Annotated in this window: 14 protein-coding genes and 1 riboswitch; of the genes, 10 read left to right on the top strand and 4 right to left on the bottom strand. The window is 63.7% G+C overall.

All coding sequences use genetic code 11. The features are described 5' to 3' along the window. Nucleotides 1–168 precede the first annotated feature (168 nt). Entirely contained in the window at nucleotides 169–1,752 is a 1,584-nt protein-coding gene (locus tag PCA31118_RS21530; RefSeq protein ID WP_150627050.1) for a 3,4-dehydroadipyl-CoA semialdehyde dehydrogenase, read from the bottom strand. A gap of 57 nt (nucleotides 1,753–1,809) precedes the next feature. Further along, a complete protein-coding gene (locus PCA31118_RS21525) occupies nucleotides 1,810–2,280 on the bottom strand; it encodes a DUF4863 family protein (protein ID WP_150627049.1) in 471 nt (156 codons plus the stop codon). 279 nt (nucleotides 2,281–2,559) lie between these two features. On the opposite strand from PCA31118_RS21525, the gene PCA31118_RS21520 reads away from it, so the two are divergent. From PCA31118_RS21520 to PCA31118_RS21500, 5 genes are all read left to right on the top strand, one after another. After that, nucleotides 2,560–3,474 (top strand): helix-turn-helix transcriptional regulator, encoded by a 915-nt coding sequence (locus PCA31118_RS21520; RefSeq protein WP_044456523.1) that lies wholly within the window; start codon nucleotides 2,560–2,562, stop codon nucleotides 3,472–3,474. Nucleotides 3,475–3,586: 112 nt separating this feature from the next. Continuing rightward, nucleotides 3,587–5,242, top strand: coding sequence for a 2,3-epoxybenzoyl-CoA dihydrolase (gene boxC, locus PCA31118_RS21515; protein ID WP_150627048.1), 1,656 nt, complete (start codon nucleotides 3,587–3,589; stop codon nucleotides 5,240–5,242). 83 nt (nucleotides 5,243–5,325) lie between these two features. Continuing rightward, complete coding sequence (boxB, locus tag PCA31118_RS21510) at nucleotides 5,326–6,753, top strand: benzoyl-CoA 2,3-epoxidase subunit BoxB (protein WP_150627047.1); 1,428 nt, start codon at nucleotides 5,326–5,328, stop codon at nucleotides 6,751–6,753. Between the two features lie 37 nt (nucleotides 6,754–6,790). After that, nucleotides 6,791–8,080 (top strand): benzoyl-CoA 2,3-epoxidase subunit BoxA, encoded by a 1,290-nt coding sequence (gene boxA, locus PCA31118_RS21505; protein WP_150627046.1) that lies wholly within the window; start codon nucleotides 6,791–6,793, stop codon nucleotides 8,078–8,080. 247 nt (nucleotides 8,081–8,327) lie between these two features. Then, nucleotides 8,328–8,909: a DJ-1/PfpI family protein gene (locus PCA31118_RS21500; RefSeq protein ID WP_150627045.1), complete on the top strand. Its 582-nt coding sequence runs from the start codon at nucleotides 8,328–8,330 to the stop codon at nucleotides 8,907–8,909. 42 nt (nucleotides 8,910–8,951) lie between these two features. Here PCA31118_RS21500 and PCA31118_RS21495 read toward each other — a convergent pair whose 3' ends face one another. Beyond that, on the bottom strand, nucleotides 8,952–9,488 hold the full coding sequence (locus PCA31118_RS21495) for a 2-thiouracil desulfurase family protein (protein WP_150627044.1): 537 nt from the start codon (nucleotides 9,486–9,488) through the stop codon (nucleotides 8,952–8,954). Between the two features lie 283 nt (nucleotides 9,489–9,771). Here PCA31118_RS21495 and PCA31118_RS21490 point away from each other — a divergent pair, with 283 nt between their 5' ends. Then, nucleotides 9,772–11,190, top strand: a complete 1,419-nt coding sequence (locus PCA31118_RS21490) for a hypothetical protein (protein ID WP_150627043.1) — start codon at nucleotides 9,772–9,774, stop codon at nucleotides 11,188–11,190. Between the two features lie 89 nt (nucleotides 11,191–11,279). On the opposite strand, the gene PCA31118_RS21485 is transcribed toward PCA31118_RS21490, so the two are convergent. Then, complete coding sequence (locus tag PCA31118_RS21485; RefSeq protein ID WP_150627042.1) at nucleotides 11,280–12,212, bottom strand: LysR family transcriptional regulator; 933 nt, start codon at nucleotides 12,210–12,212, stop codon at nucleotides 11,280–11,282. Nucleotides 12,213–12,425: 213 nt separating this feature from the next. Here PCA31118_RS21485 and PCA31118_RS21480 point away from each other — a divergent pair, with 213 nt between their 5' ends. The 4 genes from PCA31118_RS21480 to PCA31118_RS21465 all read left to right on the top strand — a co-directional run bounded on the left by PCA31118_RS21480 (nucleotide 12,426) and on the right by PCA31118_RS21465 (nucleotide 18,631). Then, entirely contained in the window at nucleotides 12,426–13,445 is a 1,020-nt protein-coding gene (locus PCA31118_RS21480; RefSeq protein WP_150627154.1) for a zinc-dependent alcohol dehydrogenase family protein, read from the top strand. A 31-nt stretch (nucleotides 13,446–13,476) separates the two neighbouring features. Then, nucleotides 13,477–13,584: riboswitch (ZMP/ZTP riboswitch) on the top strand. A gap of 99 nt (nucleotides 13,585–13,683) precedes the next feature. After that, complete coding sequence (glyA, locus tag PCA31118_RS21475; RefSeq protein WP_150627041.1) at nucleotides 13,684–14,931, top strand: serine hydroxymethyltransferase; 1,248 nt, start codon at nucleotides 13,684–13,686, stop codon at nucleotides 14,929–14,931. 18 nt (nucleotides 14,932–14,949) lie between these two features. Further along, entirely contained in the window at nucleotides 14,950–15,432 is a 483-nt protein-coding gene (gene nrdR / locus PCA31118_RS21470) for a transcriptional regulator NrdR (RefSeq protein ID WP_044456512.1), read from the top strand. A gap of 523 nt (nucleotides 15,433–15,955) precedes the next feature. Continuing rightward, nucleotides 15,956–18,631, top strand: coding sequence for a hypothetical protein (locus PCA31118_RS21465; RefSeq protein WP_174990559.1), 2,676 nt, complete (start codon nucleotides 15,956–15,958; stop codon nucleotides 18,629–18,631). The last annotated feature ends 22 nt before the right edge of the window (nucleotides 18,632–18,653 follow it).

The following is an 18,653-nucleotide window of genomic DNA, read 5'->3' as shown; positions in this document are numbered from 1 at the left end:
GGCGCCCATCGACGGCACAAATGGCACCGATGGGGGCGGGTACGCGTAGCGTGAGTTCTTTTCCGCGCTCTGACGGCGCCTCGTTGAATCACCTTGACTGCGACGGCTTGCGGCTACTGCGGGGTTGAAACTGGATAACACGGCCCGCGGTGTGGGGCCATGGTCGGACTACCGAGGCAGTTCGACGGCGTCCTGCGTCAGCGCTTCGACGAGTGCCGCGGGGCCCTGAACGGCCGAGCGCACGTGATAGAAGCGCAGCGCGCGCAGGCCGCCGAGTTCTTCGCCGCCACCGGCGCGGCCCGGTCCGCCGTGAAGCGACTGGGGCATCACGTTGCCATGGCCGGTTTGCGTCTTCGCCACCGACGGATCGACCGCATGCACGCGACCGTGCGCATCCGCCAGGGCGATCGCAGGGGCACGCATCGCGGCGGCGTCGTTGCCGTACAACGAGACGACGAGCGAGCCCTGCCCACGTCGGGCGAGCGTCACGGCGTCGTCGAGATCGCGATAGCCTACGAGCGTCGCCACGGGACCGAAGACTTCCGTGTCGTGAATGCGTTTGCCTGCCGCGCCATCGCGCAGCCCCAGCAGCACGGGCGCCACGCACGCGCTGTTCGCCTCGGCATCGACGAAGGCGGCGTCACGATTGCCGTCGTAGAGCGTCTGTGCTTCCGATTGCAGCTCGGCGATGCCTTCGAGCACGGCGCGCTTCTGGGCAACGCTCACGAGCGAGCCCATCGTCACGGTGTCGTTGCGTGGGTTGCCCACCACGGTCTTCGCCAGGCGCTCGGCAATCGCGCTCGCTGCGGCATCGAAATACGCGACGGGCACCATCGCGCGACGAATCGCCGTGCACTTCTGTCCCGACTTGACCGTCATCTCGCGCGCCACTTCCCGCACGAACTGATCGAAAGCAGCGGTGCCCGGCGAGGCATCCGGCAGCAGGATCGCGCTGTTCAGACTGTCCGCTTCCACGTTGATGCGTGCCGAGCGTTCGGTGAACGCCGGATGTGCGCGCAGCGTGGCGGCAGTGCTGGCCGAGCCGGTAAAGGAGACGACGTCGAACGGGCCGATACGGTCGAGCAGTCCGGCGGCGCTGCCGCAGATCACCGACAGGCTGCCGGGCGGCAGAATGCCGGCTGCGACAACGTCGGCCACCATGCGCTGGGTGAGCCAGGCGGTAGAGGTCGCCGGTTTGACGATCACTGGCACGCCCGCGAGCAGCGCCCCGGCCGCCTTCTCCCACAGTCCCCACGACGGGAAGTTGAACGCGTTGATGAAGAGCGCGACGCCCGGTGTCGGACGCAAAACGTGGCGCACGGCGAACGAGGCGTCTTTGGCGAGCGGCACGGCGGCGCCATCGAGCAACAGGTGCGCGTCGCCCAGCGACGCACCGAGCTTCGCGTAAGTGGAGAGCGTATAGATGGCGCCGTCGATGTCTACGGCCGAGTCGGTCGCGACCGTTCCCGAATTGGCGGTGGCAATCGCATAGTAGTCGTCGCGATTCGCCTGCAACGTGGCAACGATCTGCGAAAGTCGCTGCGCGCGTTCACCGTACGACAGCGCACGCAGCGCCGGGCCGGCCGTGTCGCGTGCGAAGGCGAAAGCCGCGTCGAGATCAAGCCCGGCGCTCGAGACGTAGGCAAGCGTGTCGCCCGTGACCGGGTCGGTCAGCGCGGTACGCTCACCGTTGCCGGCCACCCATTGGCCAGCGACGTAGTTTTCCAGCAAGGCAGCAGTACTCATGTCCATCAACCTGAAGCAAGCAGAAGACCCAAATGGCAAAGCGGCACGCGTGGCGCCGACGGCTCAAGCACTGCGCGTGAACTCGATCGCGCCTTCGGGCAGGAGGTACAGCACGAGGGCGCGCCCTTGGGCGACCGTCGGCCGATGTGCCGTGCCGGGGCCGTACACGCACCAGCCGGCAGGATGACCATCGAAGGTCGCCCCCGGCGTGAGCGGCATGATCAGGTCGATCTCGCCGTTGGGATGCACGTGATGCGGACCCGCCAGGTCGGCCATGTCGACGACGTCGACGGAAAAGCCATGGGTATCGGGCGTGGGCTTGATGACGCGGCCGTAACGAATTCCGCCGCCTTCGCGATTGCACAGCCAGCCTTCGGCCACGCCGGTGCGGCAGGCCTCGGCGAGCGCTTCGTAACCTGGGGAGCCCGCGCCATACCGGGCGTTGAGCCAGTCGGCGAGCGAGGCGTCGAGCGCGCGACCGTCGAGTTGACGTGTCACCTCGGCAATCAGCGCCTGAAATTGGGGCACATCCATCCATGTCTCCTGGGGACGTCGCAGTGGCGATACCGTTCGCGCCGACCTATGCGGCCCGAATTCCTGCAGGCCGCCATCGTCACTTCCATGCTCTGTCGTCAGCGCGAGCGCCGCACGGCGCACTGTCTGTTGCTCTATTGATATGACGCCGATCAAGGACGATGCACAGGAGACCCGGCTCGCGTTTGCTTTTTTATCGACGCATGGTGAAAATTAGAGCATGCAAATTTGGCTGTCAAGCAATATATTACATGTTATCTGCTTCGAGGACTTCCTCCGATGAATAAGAGTGCGCAAGCCGACGGGGTGCCCACGGCCCGGGGCGCCGGTGACAAGGATCCGTTCCTGGTGGCGCTGGGCGAGCGTGTTCGCACGCTGCGCGCCCGTCGCGGCCTGACGCGCAAGGCGCTGGCGCTCGACGCGGGGGTCTCGGAGCGTCACGTGGCCAACCTGGAGTCGGGCGTCGGGAACGCGTCCGTACTGTTTCTGCGTCAGCTCGCACAGGCACTAAATTGCACATTGGCGGAAATCGTAGGCGACGAAACGACGTCTTCCGCCGAGTGGCTGCTCATTCGCGAGATCCTGCATGGCCGCGACGGCGAAGCGCTGACGCGGGCGCGGCAGGCGCTGAGCGAACTGTTCGCGGGCAGCGAGCGCGACCCGGACCGGCGCGGACGCATCGCTCTCATCGGTCTGCGGGGCGCAGGCAAGTCGACGCTGGGCCGCATGCTGGCTGACGATATGCACGTACCGTTCGTGGAGCTCAATCGCGTGATCGAGCAACTGGCCGGTTGCCCGCCGTCCGAGATCTACTCGCTCTATGGCGCAACGGCTTACCGGCGCTATGAATTGCGGGCGCTCGAAGCGGTGGTGGCCGAGCATCCGCGCGCCGTGATCGCCTCGCCGGGCGGCATTGTGAGCGACGCCGCGACATTCAACTTCCTGCTCACGCATTGCTATACGGTGTGGCTCCAGGCGTCGCCGGAAGAGCACATGAAGCGTGTCGTGGCGCAAGGCGACCTGCGTCCGATGTCGGGCAATGCAGAGGCGATGGACGACCTGAAGCGCATTCTGGCCGGGCGCACGGACTTCTACGCCAAGGCCGACATGAGCTTCGACACCGGTGGAAAGGCCCTCGCAGACGCCTACCTGCAACTGCGCGGACGCCTCGCGGTGCAGCTGTCGTCCGATTAAGGGACATCATTCTGCAAAATAATTCATTTTTCTTTGGGTAAACGGTTGACGGTGGGTTTGTGCTGCACTATATTGCAATTCAACAAGATCATTATTCGAGTTGGAGGCAATCATGTTCGGCAAACCCCACGTCGACTACCGTACGGACCCCACGCAGTACAAGCACTGGAAACTGAGCTTCGACGGCGCGGTGGCAACGCTTGCCATCGACATCGCGGAAGACGGCGGCATTCGTGAAGGCTACAAGCTCAAGCTCAATTCGTACGATCTGGGCGTGGACATCGAGCTGCACGACGCCATCCAGCGCATCCGCTTCGAACACCCGGAAGTCAAGACGGTGGTGGTCACGAGCGCCAAGGACCGCGTGTTCTGCTCGGGCGCGAACATCTTCATGCTGGGCCTCTCCTCGCATGCGTGGAAGGTCAACTTCTGCAAGTTCACCAACGAAACACGTAACGGTCTTGAAGACTCCAGCCGCCACTCGGGCCTGAAGTTCATTGCCGCCGTCAATGGCGCCTGTGCCGGTGGCGGTTACGAACTCGCGCTGGCGTGCGACGAGATCTATCTGGTGGACGACCGTTCGTCGTCGGTCGCGTTGCCGGAAGTGCCGTTGCTCGGCGTGTTGCCGGGCACCGGCGGCCTCACGCGTCTGACCGACAAGCGTCACGTGCGCAACGACCGCGCGGACATCTTCTGCACCATCGTCGAAGGCATTCGCGGCGAGCGCGCCAAGCAATGGCGTCTCGTGGATGAAGTGGTCAAGCCCGCGCAGTTCGCACAGGCCGTGGCCGCGCGCGCGGCGGAACTCGCGCAGGGCAGCGATCGTCCGGGCGGCAAGGGCGTGACGCTCACCCGCATCGAGCGCACCGACGAGCCGGACGCGATCCGTTACGAATTCGTGGAAGTGGAGATCGATCGCGCGAATCGTACCGCCAGCCTCACGGTCAGGGCGCCGAAGTCTGCGCCGCCGTCCGACATCGCCGGTATCGAAGCGGCCGGCATCCACTGGTGGCCGCTCAAGATGGCGCGCGAACTCGACGACGCCATTCTCAACCTTCGTACCAACGAGCTCGACATCGGCACGTGGCTGCTGCGCACGGAAGGCGATGCCAGGCATGTGCTCGCTGCCGATGCCTCGTTGCTCGCTCATCGGGATCACTGGTTCGTGCGCGAAACCATCGGCATGCTGCGCCGCACGTTCGCCCGTATCGATGTGTCCTCGCGTTCGCTCTTCGCACTCATCGAACCGGATTCGTGCTTTACCGGCACGCTCGCCGAATTCGCATTCGCCGCCGACCGTACCTACATGGCCGCGCTGCCTGCAAGCGAAGAGGACGAGCCGGCCATCACGCTCAGCGAAGTCAACTTCGGCCTGCTGCCGATGGTGACCGATCAGTCGCGTCTGGCGCGTCGCTTTTACGAAAATGCCGCCGAACTGGAGGCCGTGCGCGCCACCATCGGCCGCCCGGTGCGTCCGGACGAGGCTGAGCGTCTGGGTCTGGTCACTGCGGCCGTCGACGATCTGGACTGGCCGGACGAAATCCGTATCGCCATCGAAGAGCGTGCGGCCATGTCGCCCGATGCGCTCACCGGCATGGAAGCGAACCTGCGCTTTAACGGCAAGGAGACGATGAACACGCGCATCTTCGGCCGCCTGTCCGCGTGGCAGAACTGGATCTTCATCCGTCCGAACGCCGTGGGCGAGAAGGGCGCGCTGAAGGTCTACGGCAAGGGCAACAAGGCGCAGTTCGATCTGAACCGCGTTTGAGACAGACAGATACGCTCCGACACGCACCGGCACGCACCGGCAGGTTTTCCAAAGCATACGCACGAGACACGAGGATTCCCACGATGGCTTCGATCAACTACAGCGAGAAGATCCCCAACAACGTCAACCTCTCGGACGACCGCACGCTGCAACGCGCGCTCGAACAGTGGCAGCCGAATTTCCTGTCCTGGTGGGGTGACATGGGGCCGGAAGGCTCGCATGGGTTCGACGTCTATCTGCGCACGGCGGTGAGCGTCGATCCGAGCGGCTGGGCGCACTTCGATCACGTGAAGATGCCCGACTATCGCTGGGGCATCTTCCTCACGCCGGGCGAGGCCGATCGCAAGATCCACTTCGGCGAGCACAAGGGCGAGGCCGCGTGGCAGGAAGTGCCGGGCGAGCACCGCGCGAACCTGCGCCGCATCATCGTCACGCAGGGCGACACGGAGCCGGCGTCGGTCGAGCAGCAGCGTCACCTCGGGCTGACCGCGCCGTCGATGTACGACCTGCGCAACCTGTTTCAGGTGAACGTGGAGGAAGGCCGCCACCTGTGGGCCATGGTCTACCTGCTGCATCGCTACTTCGGTCGCGATGGCCGCGAAGAAGCCGAAGCGTTGCTCGGCCGTCGCTCGGGTGACGACGACAATCCCCGTATTCTCGGCGCGTTCAACGAGAAGACGCCGGACTGGCTGGCGTTCTACATGTTCACGTACTTCACCGACCGCGACGGCAAGTTCCAGCTCTCGGCGCTGGCCGAGTCGGGCTTCGATCCGCTCGCGCGCACCACGAAGTTCATGCTCACCGAGGAAGCGCATCACATGTTCGTGGGCGAGTCGGGCGTCTCGCGCGTGATTGCCCGCACCGCGCAGGTCATGAACGAACTGAAGACGGACGACGTCTCGAAGTTGCGCGCCGCCGGTGTGATCGATCTGCCGACGATTCAGCGTTACATCAACTTCCATTACTCCGTGACGATCGATCTGTTCGGCGCGGACCAGTCGTCGAACGCGGCGATCTTCTACAGCTCCGGTCTGAAGGGACGTTATGAAGAGAGCAAGCGCGACGACGATCACCAGCTCAATGGCCAGATGTATCGTCTGCTCGACGTAGACAACGGCAAGCTCGTGGAGCGCGAGGTGCCGATGCTCAACGCCATGAACGAAGTGCTGCGCGACGACTACATCAAGGATTCGGTGGCCGGCGTGAACCGTTGGAACAAGGTGCTGGAGAAGGCGGGCATCGATTTGCGCCTGACGGTGCCGCACAAGGCGTTCAATCGTCAGATCGGCACGTTCGCGGGCGTGCGCGTTTCGCCGGACGGTCGTGTCGTGAGCGAGACCGAATGGGCCGCCCATGAGCGCGAGTGGCTGCCGTCGTCGGAGGACCGCGCGTATGTCGCGTCGCTCATGGGGCGCGTGACCGAGCCGGGCAAGTTCGCGAACTGGATCGCGCCGCCCCCGCTGGGCATCAATCGTCAGCCGATCGACTTCGAGTACGTGCGTTTCAATTAAGCGGCCGCAAGCGCCATCCCCACAAGGAGACAGCATCATGAACGGCCCCGTTCCGGTCGAAGTCCTGAAGCAGCATCTGATCGATCCGGAGATCTGCATTCGCTGCAATACCTGCGAGGAGACGTGTCCGATCGACGCGATCACGCACGACGAGAACAACTACGTTGTGCGCGCGGACACGTGCAATGGGTGCATGGCGTGTATTTCGCCTTGCCCGACGGGGGCCATCGACAACTGGCGCGACGTGCTCAGGGCCGAAGCCTATCCCGTCGACGAACAGCTCACGTGGGATGAACTGCCCGTGCAGGACGACGCGCTCGCCGGGCAGGGCTCGATCGGCGAGGCCGCGCAAGGCAGTCAGGGGGCGTCGGGCGGCGGGGCGGGGGCCGCAGGCATTGGCGTGACGAGCGAGGCGTCGGCGCCGGTCATTGGTGGCTCGGACCTGGTGCGGGGCTCGGTCGTGCCGCCGTGGTCCGCCGCGAAGCCTTACGTCAATCTGTACAACCACAAAGCGCCGGTGCAGGCGAGCGTGGTGGGCAACTATCGTGTGACGGATGCGAGCACCGAGAGCGACATCCACCACATCGTGCTGGACTTCGGCAAGCAGCCGTTTCCGGTGCTCGAAGGGCAGTCCATCGGCATCATTCCCCCGGGCACGACGGCCGACGGGCGAGCGCACCATGCCCGGCAGTACTCGATTGCGTCGCCTCGCGACGGTGAGCGCCCCGGTTACAACAACCTGGCGCTGACGGTCAAACGGGTGACGAAAGACCATCAGGGGCAGGCCGTCGGCGGCGTATGTTCGAACTACCTGTGCGACCTGAAAAAGGGCGACGTGGTCAACGTGATGGGGCCGTTCGGCAGCACGTTCCTGATGCCGAACCATGCCGATTCGCATCTGCTGATGGTCTGCACGGGCACGGGGGCGGCGCCGATGCGGGCGATGACGGAGTATCGCCGTCGGCGGCGCATGAAAGGTGCGACCGGCAAGCTCATGTTGTTCTTCGGTGCGCGCACGCAAGGTGAACTGCCGTACTTCGGGCCGCTATTGAATTTGCCGAAGGACTTCATCGATACCAATCTCGCGTTTTCGCGCACGCCGGGGCAGCCCAGGCGCTACGTGCAGGACGCGATGCGCGAGCGCGCAGCAGATGTTGCCGCGTTGCTGCGTCACGATCACACCTACATCTACGTGTGCGGGTTGAAGGGCATGGAAGACGGCGTGCTGCAGGTGCTGCAAACCATCGCGGGCGAAGCCGGGCTGGACTGGCAGGCACTCTGGCAACGGATGAAGACGGAAGGGCGTCTGCATCTGGAGACTTACTGACGAGATGGCCGAGGCGCGCGTGTCGCCAGCATCGAGACACACTGTCGCCTTGTTGTGAACTGAGCAGGACTGCGTCGGCGTATTGACGTGGTCCCGTACGATTGACCGACGGCGTTTTGCGCCGACTTGACACCGCGTGCTCAGGCACGCGGTTTTTTTTGCCCGTGTTGTGGCGGGGGCATTCCCGGAATTGAGTAACATGGAGGGGCTGTTTCCCTTTCCATTTTTTCTCTGAACGGAGAGCCACATGGGCAAGAAGCGGATTCTGGTGTTGGCAGGCGATTACGTCGAAGACTACGAACTGATGGTGCCTGTACAGGCGCTCATGGCCGTGGGCCATCGCGTGGAAGTCGTGTGCCCCGGCAAGAAGGCGGGCGACAAGGTGCGTACCGCCATCCATGATTTCGAGGGCGATCAGACGTACAGCGAGAAGCGTGGTCACGACTTCACGCTGAATGCGACGTTCGACGGTCTCTCGCCCAGCGACTTCGATGCGCTGGTCATTCCCGGCGGACGCGCGCCGGAATATCTGCGGCTCAACGACGCGGTGCTCGCCGCCGTGCGGCATTTTGCGGAAAACGACAAGCCGATTGCCGCGATCTGCCACGGCGCGCAACTGCTCGCGGCCGCCGGTGTGATCGAAGGGCGCGAGTGTTCGGCCTATCCGGCATGTGCGCCGGAGGTGCGCCTGGCCGGAGGGAAATACATGGACATCGCGATCGACGATGCCCATACCGACGGCAAGCTCGTGACCGCGCCGGCCTGGCCCGCACATCCCGCGTGGATTGCACAGTTTCTTGCCGTGCTCGGCACGAAGATCGAACTTTGACGTTGGCATGGGGCGCGCAGTGCAACGCTGCGCGTCTGACGCTCATGTGCCGGGGTGGAGGCGGTCGAGGCGGTAGAGGCTGCGCAGTCGCGCATCGGCGAGCGCGATGGTGTGCTCGCTGAAGACTTCGATACCGTGCTGCCGTAACCAGGCGGCGCTCACGCCCTCGCCCGACACCTTTGCGCCGCGAAACGAGCCGTCGTAGATCGATGCGCTGCCGCACGAGGGGCTGTCCTCTTTCAATACCGCAATGCGAATGCCGTGATGCTGGGCGAGCGCGAGCGCACGGCGCGCCCCTTCGAGGAAGGGCGCCGTGACGTCGGCGCCGGTGTCATCCATTACGCGCGCGCGCCGCTGCCAGACCGCATCGCCGCTCAGGGCGTGCTCGATCTCCGCGGGCGGGCGTGGGGTTGGCAATCCCCCTGCGACTTCCGGACAAATGGGCACGAGCCATCCAGCGGCGCGCCAGCGCGCCAGCACGGCGTCGGCATCGGCTTCACAGGCGGCAGGGCGGCCGTGATAGCGAACGGGATGACCCAGCAGGCAACTGCTGACAAGGACTCGGACGGACGTAGACATGCGGCGAGCCTATCACACCGGAATCCGCGCGAATACACGCTAATCGCGCATCGATTGGACACGGCCGCTTTGTCCGGGATTGCTTCATTTTCGAAAGCTCGAAGTGCGGTGCCGCAGCAAGATTTGCCGATCTTGATTGGGGAGTCCGACGTTCGTGTCGTCGCGAAGCGGGAGACGTTCGCGAAGCTCGCGACGTTGCCTGCCGCGCGCACGATGCATGTCGCGTGCCGTATGGATGGCGCACAACGTCTCCTTCCCCGTGCTACGACCAGGGAGAGTCGTGATGCGTGCCAACGCCTACAAGGCTCAAGTCGATCTCAACCACCATTGGCGGCATAACGATGCGCCTGCAAATGCTCGCCCCTTGCCTGAAGCGGGGCCCTCGGGCGTGTTCGGCGCCGTGATCGGTCATGACGGAAGCGGCGCACCGTTGCCGGACATCGGGCCGTACGACTTCTCGTCGGCGACCCGTGTGCCCGATGCCCCGGCGTTGGGAAGTACCGAGGGCGCGGTCCGCATGTCGCTCGTGCCGCTCGCCGATGCGCCCCAGTATGTCGTCAAGGCATGCCCGAGCCCGGCACATGCTGCGCAGGCGTGGCTCGCCTCACGGCTCTTCGGCGCGCTCGGTCTCGCCACGCCCACCGCGATGCTGGTCAAGGGATGTTCTCAGGCGTTCGACAGCACGCTCGCGCCCGATCGCGTCTATTTCGCGACCACCTTTCTGTCCGGGTATCGGGATCTCGGCGAATGGATCGAGAGCGACGACGCCTGGCGCGTTTTCGATGGTGCGGGTCAGCCCGCGCCGCAATGGTTGCGCCACGTCCGCGATGAAGCCATTGACGCGCGGGCGCGCATGGCGCAGGTGCTCGCCGATGCCGGGGGGCTGCCGTTTCATGCGCTGCGCGACGCGTCGGCGCGCGCGTATGCCGACGCACTTGCGCATCGCAATGCCATGCGTCTGCGTCTATGTCAGGCGCTGCCTGACGTCTATCAAAGTGCGCTGGAACGTCATTACATTGCCGGACTGTGGCTTGGCAACTGGGACATGTGCAATGTCTTCATGGAAAACATCGGCGTGTGGCGGGACGTGAACGACCTGCCGTGCGCGATGTCGCTCGACTTCGACGCGTGCCTGCATCTCGGATTCCAAGGGCGGCTCAAGGCGCAGGCGTATGACCTCGCGCTCGGGCAGCGAGAGGCGGTGCCGTCGCTGCCCGCGTCGACATCCACGTTTCGCCGCGACGCCGCCGCATTCGACCCCACATTGCCCGACGGCGCGTTGACCGATCTCTCGCAATTTCCGTATGGCGAAAACTACGCCCCTTTCGTTCGCCGGCTCGCGGGGTTCGCACGAGATGCATCGACGAAAACGGCAGGGGACGAATTACGCGATCCCACGAGCGTGCGGGCGGTGGCTGCCGAGATGGCGTATCGGCTGGGCAGGCTTTCGGCGCGCGAAGTCCGGCCGTGGATCGAGGCCGCCTGCCGGGTGGGGCGTACCGGCAGTGGCGCGGCGCTCGACGGGGATATGCCGGTCCTGGACCCGGAAACGCTCGTGAGCCACCTTCTGGGGCGGCGCGACAGCCTCGTTCGGTTACTCGGCGGCCCGTGGGCAGCGCAAACCTGGGCGCATATGTACGGCACCCGCGCCCAGGCCGTCGATGCCCAGCAGGAACCGTTCCTGCGTCGCAGCGGCACTTGAGCGGGCGTTGCCCTCGGGTGACGTCGTGATGTCGTGACGTCGTCAAGCGTTGCCGTTCGGCCCCGGCACCTGGTTGGACCATCGAGCCATCAAGGCATGCCGAGCAAAGCAGGGGTGGCACTCACCAGCGCGTCGATCGCGGCGCGCAGTTTGGGCGACGGGTGCCGTGTGTCGGGCCAGACCAGATGCAGCGGCGTACCGGGCGCATAGGTCTGCGGCAGCAATTGCACGAGGGTCCCGGCGCCGAGCGATTGCATTGCCACCCAGCGCGGGATGCAGGCAATGCCCAGCCCCTGCTCTGCCGCGTGCACGAGCGCGACGAGGTCGTCGAGCACGAAGCGCGGTGTGCGGCGTGTGGCGGCAGACGCTTCGGGGAGTCTTGGCAAGGCAGGCCATTGATAGAGATTGGCGCCGCGCCCGTACATCAGACGCTCATGGTCGGCGAGATCGTCAACCGTTTGCGGCGTACCGTTGGCCGCGAGGTACGCGCCTGACGCGCACAGCAACATCGTCTGTTCGCCGAGCGAGCGGGCCTTGAGTCCCGGTGTGTCGTCCAGACGTCCGCTACGGACGGCGAGATCGAAGCCTTCCTCGATCAGATCGATGCGGCGGTCGCTGAACGCCATTTCAAGCCGCAACTGCGGATGCGCCTTGGCGAGTGACAGCAACACCGGCGCGATGCACTGGCGTCCGATCTGCACGGGCATGGTCACCCGAAGCCTGCCCATGGGGGTCTGGGAACCGGCGCTCAGTTCATCCTCGGCTTCCGACAACTCTGCGAGCACCTTCGTGCAGCGTTGATAGAACGTTTGGCCCTCGTCGGTCAGGTGCTGACTGCGGGTGGTGCGATGAAACAGACGTACGCCGAGACGCACCTCCAGGCGGCCGATACGTTTGGCTACCGCTGAGCGTGTGAGATGCAGCCGCTGCGCGGCGCCCGCGAAACTACCGGCGTCCGCTGCCGCCACGAAGGCCGAGATGCCCGAAAGCCGGTCAGGGGTATAGGTCTCATTGGTTCTCATAAGTCGCCAATTCGTGGATAAATTGCCATCACTGCCGCGAAGTATTCTCCAATAAGCTAGCCATGTCTATGTCCGTCGGAAGGCGGGGCCTGCCGGAGTCACCGGAGTCACCGGAGTCACCGGAGTCACCGGAGTCACCGGAGTCACCGGACATACAGGGATCCCCATTGGGGAAACGTCGATACAAGGATTGGAGAACTGGCAATGGCAACGATGCAACAATGGCAAATGGCGACTTTGGGCGAGGCGGCGCTGGAACGCGCGACGGTGAACGTGCCGACACCGGGCCCTGGCGAAGTCCTCGTTCGGGTGAACGCGGTATCGCTCAATTATCGTGACGCCCTGATGATCGATACCGGCATGGGGTTGCCGGTGTCGTTCCCCTTTGTGCCCGGCTCGGACATGGCCGGGGAAGTCGTCGCGGCAGGCGACGGCGTGACACGCGTGCGCGTTGGCGAGCGCGTCGTCAACACGTTCTGGGATCGCTGGTTCGATGGCGAACGGGCGCCGGCGGGGCTGAAGATCTTCGGTGGGACGTTGCAGGGCGTGTTGCGTGAATACGCCGTATTCGACGAGGCGGCGCTGGTGCGCGCACCGTCTTCGCTCGACGACGTGGCCGCCTCAACGCTCACCTGCGCAGGGCTGACCGCCTGGTTCGCGCTTTTCGGCACTGGCCGGAAGCTGGTCGCCGGCGAGACGGTGCTGAGCATCGGCACGGGCGGTGTGGCGCTGTTCGGCGCGCAACTAGCGCTCGCTCACGGGGCGAAGGCCATCGTGGTGAGCGGCAGCGCGGACAAACTGGCGCGCGCGGCGGCGCTCGGCGTCACCCATGGCATCCAACGACAGGAAGGTTGGGCGGAGGAAGTCCGCAAGCTGACGCAGGGCACGGGGGTCGAGCAGGTGCTGGAACTCGCGGGCGGCGACATGCGCGAGACCATGACGGCCCTGGCGCCGGGCGGCAAGGTCTCGGTGATCGGCACGCTGGGCGGTGACACGCTGCGATTGCCCGTGTATTCGATGCTGCTCAAGCGGGCGCACGTGCAGGGCATTGGCGTCGGGCACCGGCAGGGGCTGGAGGCGTTGGTGACGGCGGTCGACCGGCATGGCATCGTGCCGGTGGTCGACGCCGTCTACGATTTCGCCGACTTCGCTCAGGCGCTTGCGCACCTGCGCCGCGGGGCGTTCGGCAAGGTGGTGGTACGTGTCTCAACGGGTTCCGGGCCGGTTGCCTAACGCCGCAACCTCGCATAAACTGTCGACGCCACAAACCCCGCGTGACTGGCGATTAGGGTGCACAGCCTTGTGCGCCCGAGGTGGAGCAACCCACCGGGAAGCGCCGGGGTCTTATTTGCCGTTCGCCTGGGCAGCCGTGATGGTTGGTGCTGCCCTGTCTATCGTCTTCCGAAGCACAAAGGAAGGCGCGCCGCAGCATCCCCCTCCCGGAAAACCTGTTCAATTCAACGGAACCGCCATGTTCGACAAATCGAAATCTACCGTTGCCTCCGTCGATCCCGACGTCTGGGCAGCGATTCAGAAAGAAAACCAGCGTCAGGAAGATCACATCGAACTGATCGCTTCGGAAAACTACACCAGCCCGGCCGTGATGGAAGCGCAGGGTTCGCAACTGACCAACAAGTATGCGGAAGGTTATCCGGGCAAGCGCTATTACGGCGGTTGCGAGTATGTCGACGTCGTCGAACAACTGGCGATCGACCGTGTGAAGGCGCTGTTCGGCGCGGAAGCCGCCAACGTGCAGCCGAACTCGGGTTCGCAGGCCAACCAGGGCGTGTACTTCGCCATGCTCAAGCCGGGCGACACGATCATGGGCATGAGCCTGGCGCACGGTGGTCACCTCACGCACGGCTCGCCGGTCAACATGTCGGGCAAGTGGTTCAACGTGGTGAGCTATGGCCTGAACGAAGCCGAAGACATCGATTACGACGCCGCGCAGAAACTGGCCGAGCAACACAAGCCGAAGATGATCGTGGCCGGCGCCTCGGCCTTCGCGCTGAAGATCGATTTCGAGCGCATGGCGAAGATCGCCAAGTCGGTCGGCGCCTATTTCATGGTCGACATGGCGCACTACGCCGGTCTGATCGCCGCCGGTGTGTACCCGAACCCGGTGCCGCACGCCGACTTCGTCACCACGACCACGCACAAGAGCCTGCGCGGCCCGCGCGGTGGTGTGATTCTGATGAAGGCGGAGTTCGAGAAGGCCATCAACTCGGCCATCTTCCCGGGTATTCAGGGCGGCCCGCTCATGCACGTGATCGCCGGTAAGGCCGTCGCGTTCAAGGAAGCCGCATCGCCGGAATTCAAGGAATACCAACAGCAAGTCGCCAAGAACGCTCGCGTGATGGCCGAAACGCTGGTCAAGCGCGGCCTGCGCATCGTGTCGGGTCGCACCGAGTCGCACGTCATGCTGGTCGATCTGCGCGCCAAGAACATCACCGGCAAGGCTGCCGAAGCCGCGCTGGGCGAAGCCCACATCACCGTCAACAAGAACGCGATTCCGAACGATCCGGAAAAGCCGTTCGTGACGAGCGGTGTGCGTCTGGGTTCGCCGGCCATGACCACGCGCGGTTTCAAGGAAGCCGAAGCCGAGCTGGTCGGCAACCTGATCGCCGACGTGCTGGACAATCCGGAAGACGCCGAAAACCTGGCCCGTGTGCGTGCACAAGTGGCCGAGTTGACCAAGCGTTTCCCGGTCTACGGCTAAGCCACAGGCGCCGCACGCATGCGCTGCCCGTTCTGCCGGCACGACGACACGCAAGTCATCGACTCGCGTGAAGCGGAAGACGGCGCTGCCATCCGGCGGCGCCGGAAATGCCCGTCGTGCGACAAGCGTTTCACGACGTACGAGCGCGTCGAACTGGCGATGCCGGTCGTCGTCAAGAAAGACGGCAGCCGCGCCGAGTACGATCGTGCGAAGGTGCGCGCCAGCATGCAGCTGGCGATTCGCAAGCGTCCGGTGAGCGCCGAAGCGATGGATGCCGCGATCGCGCGCATCGAGTACAAACTGCTGGCCGGCGCAGAGCGCGAGGTGATCAGCCAGCGTATCGGCGAGTTGGTGATGCGCGAGTTGAAGCGCCTGGACAAGATCGCTTACATCCGTTTCGCATCGGTCTATCGGAGCTTCGAGGACATTGCGGAATTCCGCGACGTTCTCGAAGAGATCGACAGCACCGATATCAAGCCCAAGCGCAAGCCGGTGGCGTGAAGTTGAGTCGCGTGTGATCGTTTGCGTGACGGTCCTGCATGCGAGCGGGACAGGCGCAATGGCCTGACTGGTCGTAAGGAAAAGCTGTAAGGACAAGCAAAAAACCGTCGTGCCCGAAAGGGTGCGACGGTTTTTTTATGGCCGCGAGCAACGCAACGGCGTTCGCCGTTCGAGGGGGCGCCCGTCACGCGAAACCCGTAGCACGCGACCGTGGGCCGTGACTGAAAGGAGGCGGTGCGGTGTTGTGCGTGTGCCGCACCTGACGATACTTTTGGGCGATTCATGACGGGTATTCAGAATATTTTGGGAATCGTCTATGTTTTTTAAATCAATAAAATTAAGAATTGCCCCAATCATAAATGTTGATGTCATTATGGGGTAAGTACCAAAAAATGATGAGGTCGATCAGAATTCGATAGTTCATCTCTAGAATTCGCGGTCTTGACGGCGGTGTGATTTCCGTCGTTGAGGAAGCAGTCGAATTGGCTGCTGTTGAATGCGAATTAAATAGGGAAATTGTCGAATGCAGGCGAAAGTTAAAAAAGAGAAAACGTTTTATCGATCCAAGATTTGCCTCGCGGCCGCTGCGATGGTGGCGGCAATGGGACTGCCGGCGCACGCGGCGGTGAGCTTGGGCAACGTTGCCGAGATTGCGGCATGGAACCACAAGAGAGACGATGTCGTTAAATTTCTGAATGATCGTCTGTCTCATGTGAAAAGTGAATTTGGCAGGAAAAGCGATATTTTCGATAATTTATCCGCCGTGAAATCGATGAATTCGGATATTTTGTCGGATATCTCCCATCTCGGCGATATCGCAGAGATCGATGAGAAACTGCGGGAGTATTCTGAAAAAATAGAAACGGCAATTCGTGTCATCGGTGTAAAGGGCAAGGAAAGCGAAGTGCAACCGTGGATGAAAGATCTCCGGAAGCAGGACCTTGAAAAGATTCGCGAGAAGGTCAAGGACGTATTGAGCGCGCCCGAGCACGACAAGGCGGCAAGGCAGGAAGCGCTGTCCGTCTATCTTGCCGACCGAACGGCGCACGACCGTGTGCGCGACGAAGCCTTTGCGTTGAGCCAGGCGGCAAGTGCATTGGAGACGAGGATCGGTCGGATCAAGCAGGCCGACGAAACGGCCTTCCGTCGAATGGCGAATACCAACGAGCTTGTCTCCCGGGCATTGCCTGACCCCGAAAAATTCACCGCGCTGTCATGGCGCGACGAGAACCTGTTCAACGCCGACTTCGATACCGGATATCCGGAAGGGGCCAGCGTCGTTGGAAAAGATACGTTACTGGAACTGACTGCACGGTCCGGGCCCTGGTCCGAGGCGTTGAAGGACACCGTCGGTGGCGTTCGTGACGTCGGCACGATCCGATTCAAGCCGGGTGCCAGGCACGTCGTCGGCGTGGCGGGCGGTACCTTGAACGTGCATCATGCGCTCGAAGCGGACACGGGAGCCGTGATCGCGGTGGGGACCGACGGCGTGCTGAACTTCGTGGCGAACGGCAGGGGCGTCGACAGTGGGGCGCAGAACGTGACGCTCATGGCCGGACGAGGTGCCGATGCGGTCGAAGTGACCGATGGGGATCGCACTGGCGAGCGTGGCGCGGGTGAGGTCTCAAGGAAGCACCGCCCGGGAAAGATCGTCTTCAACGCCGGGACCAGCGCGGGCAATGCGAGTATTGCGGTGTCGGATGGCGGGCAGGTTCGTTTCGACAAAGACTCGGATGCCGGTGCGAGCACGCTCCTCGTTGACGGCGGCAGCGCACATTTCGAGAGCGCGCGCGCCGCGAACGCAACCATCAGAAACTCGGGCGTGCTGAAGGCAAACGGCGCTTCCATGGGCGCCAGCCAAGTCGTGAATTATCAGGAAGGCCACGCCGACTTTTTGAACACGCGTCTCGAAGACATGCAGATGACCAATACCGGGTTAGTCGCATTGACCGAGGTGGATGGCGGATCTGCACAGGTGACGAACGGCGGTGACGGCAACCTTCGGATTCTCGATACGGACCTTGGCAACATGACGCTCGTGAACATGGGCGAAGTCACTCTCTCGCAATCCCGGGGCGGGAATGCGCACGTTCGCAACGGCGCGCACGGCGACCTGAGCGTGCTGCACTCCGCGCTCGACAATGTCAGTCTGACGAACGAGGGAACCGTCGAACTCATCGGCGCGACCACCGCTCACGCGGCACGCATCGCGCTCGATAACGGCGTGCTCGACGTGGCTCAGATCGACTCGCCCCCGGACGGCGGCCAGCGCAAGATCTCCATGGGTTCCCTGACAGGAAAGGGCGATCTGGTGACGGGCGACACGGTCGTAGAGTTGGGCGCATTGGGGCTGGACGACACGTTCGACGGCCGGATTCTGCCGGTGGCGGAATCACCGGATGCCAGCGTCACGCGCAGGCGCACGTCGCGTTTGTCGTCAGGCGTCACGCCGAAGCGCGTGCCGGACGCATCCCTCCGGTCCGTTGCGGCGGGCGCACGTCTGATCAAGGTGGGGGCGGGCAATTTGACGCTGACGGCCGACCAGAGCGGTGTCGCGTCGCTCGACGTACAGGGCGGCAAGCTGACAGCCGCGCACGAGAAGGCGCTGGGCTCGGGGGCGGTGACGATCGGCAAACATGCGGCTATCGCGCTGACGAAGTCTGTGGCGGGCGTTCAAAGCGTCGATAACGCAGGTCAGATCGATTTGGGGACTAACAAGCTCGTCGTGGGGCGGTATACATCGCAGCCCGGCGCGCAGATCACATCGCGCCTGTCGAAGGTGGACGGCGGCGTGAGTGGCGGTGCCATTCAGGTGTCGGAGAACAGTGATTTCACCAACACGGCGATCCACGTTTCGGTCGCGCACGATGTCGTGCTTGCCGATGTGCAGGACAAGCTGGGCGTAGTGAGTGTTGCCGAAGGCAAGTCCGCCACACTCGGCAAGGTGACGGTCGGCAGCATTACCGTGGACAAGACAACCGACCCTACCGATCCCACCGATCCGACTGACCCTACCGATCCAACCGATCCGACCGACACGACGGATCCGACTGATCCGACGAACCCCGTCGATCCATCGAACCCGGATACGACGCCACCCGTCGAGCCCGACACGACTCGGCCGACCGGTGTCGTCACCGGTCAGAACGCGCTTTCGTCGCGGATACTTGTGCCCCTAGTGAAGGGAATTTCATTATAAATCATTGGCTTATGAAATATCA

It is taken from the genome of Pandoraea captiosa (assembly GCF_902459775.1).
In the GTDB taxonomy this organism is placed as follows: Bacteria; Pseudomonadota; Gammaproteobacteria; order Burkholderiales; family Burkholderiaceae; genus Pandoraea; species Pandoraea captiosa.
This window is presented reverse-complemented; position numbering and strand designations above follow the sequence as displayed.

Bases quoted from the DNA above. Each gene is read 5' to 3' on its own strand.
- PCA31118_RS21485 (WP_150627042.1), bottom strand. From the start codon at position 12,212: ATGAGAACCAATGAGACCTATACCCCTGACCGGCTTTCGGGCATCTCG.
- PCA31118_RS21520 (WP_044456523.1), top strand. From the start codon at position 2,560: ATGAATAAGAGTGCGCAAGCCGACGGGGTGCCCACGGCCCGGGGCGCC.
- PCA31118_RS21480 (WP_150627154.1), top strand. From the start codon at position 12,426: ATGCAACAATGGCAAATGGCGACTTTGGGCGAGGCGGCGCTGGAACGC.
- PCA31118_RS21495 (WP_150627044.1), bottom strand. From the start codon at position 9,488: ATGTCTACGTCCGTCCGAGTCCTTGTCAGCAGTTGCCTGCTGGGTCAT.
- nrdR (WP_044456512.1), top strand. From the start codon at position 14,950: ATGCGCTGCCCGTTCTGCCGGCACGACGACACGCAAGTCATCGACTCG.
- PCA31118_RS21490 (WP_150627043.1), top strand. From the start codon at position 9,772: ATGCGTGCCAACGCCTACAAGGCTCAAGTCGATCTCAACCACCATTGG.
- PCA31118_RS21530 (WP_150627050.1), bottom strand. From the start codon at position 1,752: ATGGACATGAGTACTGCTGCCTTGCTGGAAAACTACGTCGCTGGCCAA.
- boxA (WP_150627046.1), top strand. From the start codon at position 6,791: ATGAACGGCCCCGTTCCGGTCGAAGTCCTGAAGCAGCATCTGATCGAT.
- glyA (WP_150627041.1), top strand. From the start codon at position 13,684: ATGTTCGACAAATCGAAATCTACCGTTGCCTCCGTCGATCCCGACGTC.
- PCA31118_RS21500 (WP_150627045.1), top strand. From the start codon at position 8,328: ATGGGCAAGAAGCGGATTCTGGTGTTGGCAGGCGATTACGTCGAAGAC.
- PCA31118_RS21465 (WP_174990559.1), top strand. From the start codon at position 15,956: ATGCAGGCGAAAGTTAAAAAAGAGAAAACGTTTTATCGATCCAAGATT.
- boxC (WP_150627048.1), top strand. From the start codon at position 3,587: ATGTTCGGCAAACCCCACGTCGACTACCGTACGGACCCCACGCAGTAC.
- PCA31118_RS21525 (WP_150627049.1), bottom strand. From the start codon at position 2,280: ATGGATGTGCCCCAATTTCAGGCGCTGATTGCCGAGGTGACACGTCAA.
- boxB (WP_150627047.1), top strand. From the start codon at position 5,326: ATGGCTTCGATCAACTACAGCGAGAAGATCCCCAACAACGTCAACCTC.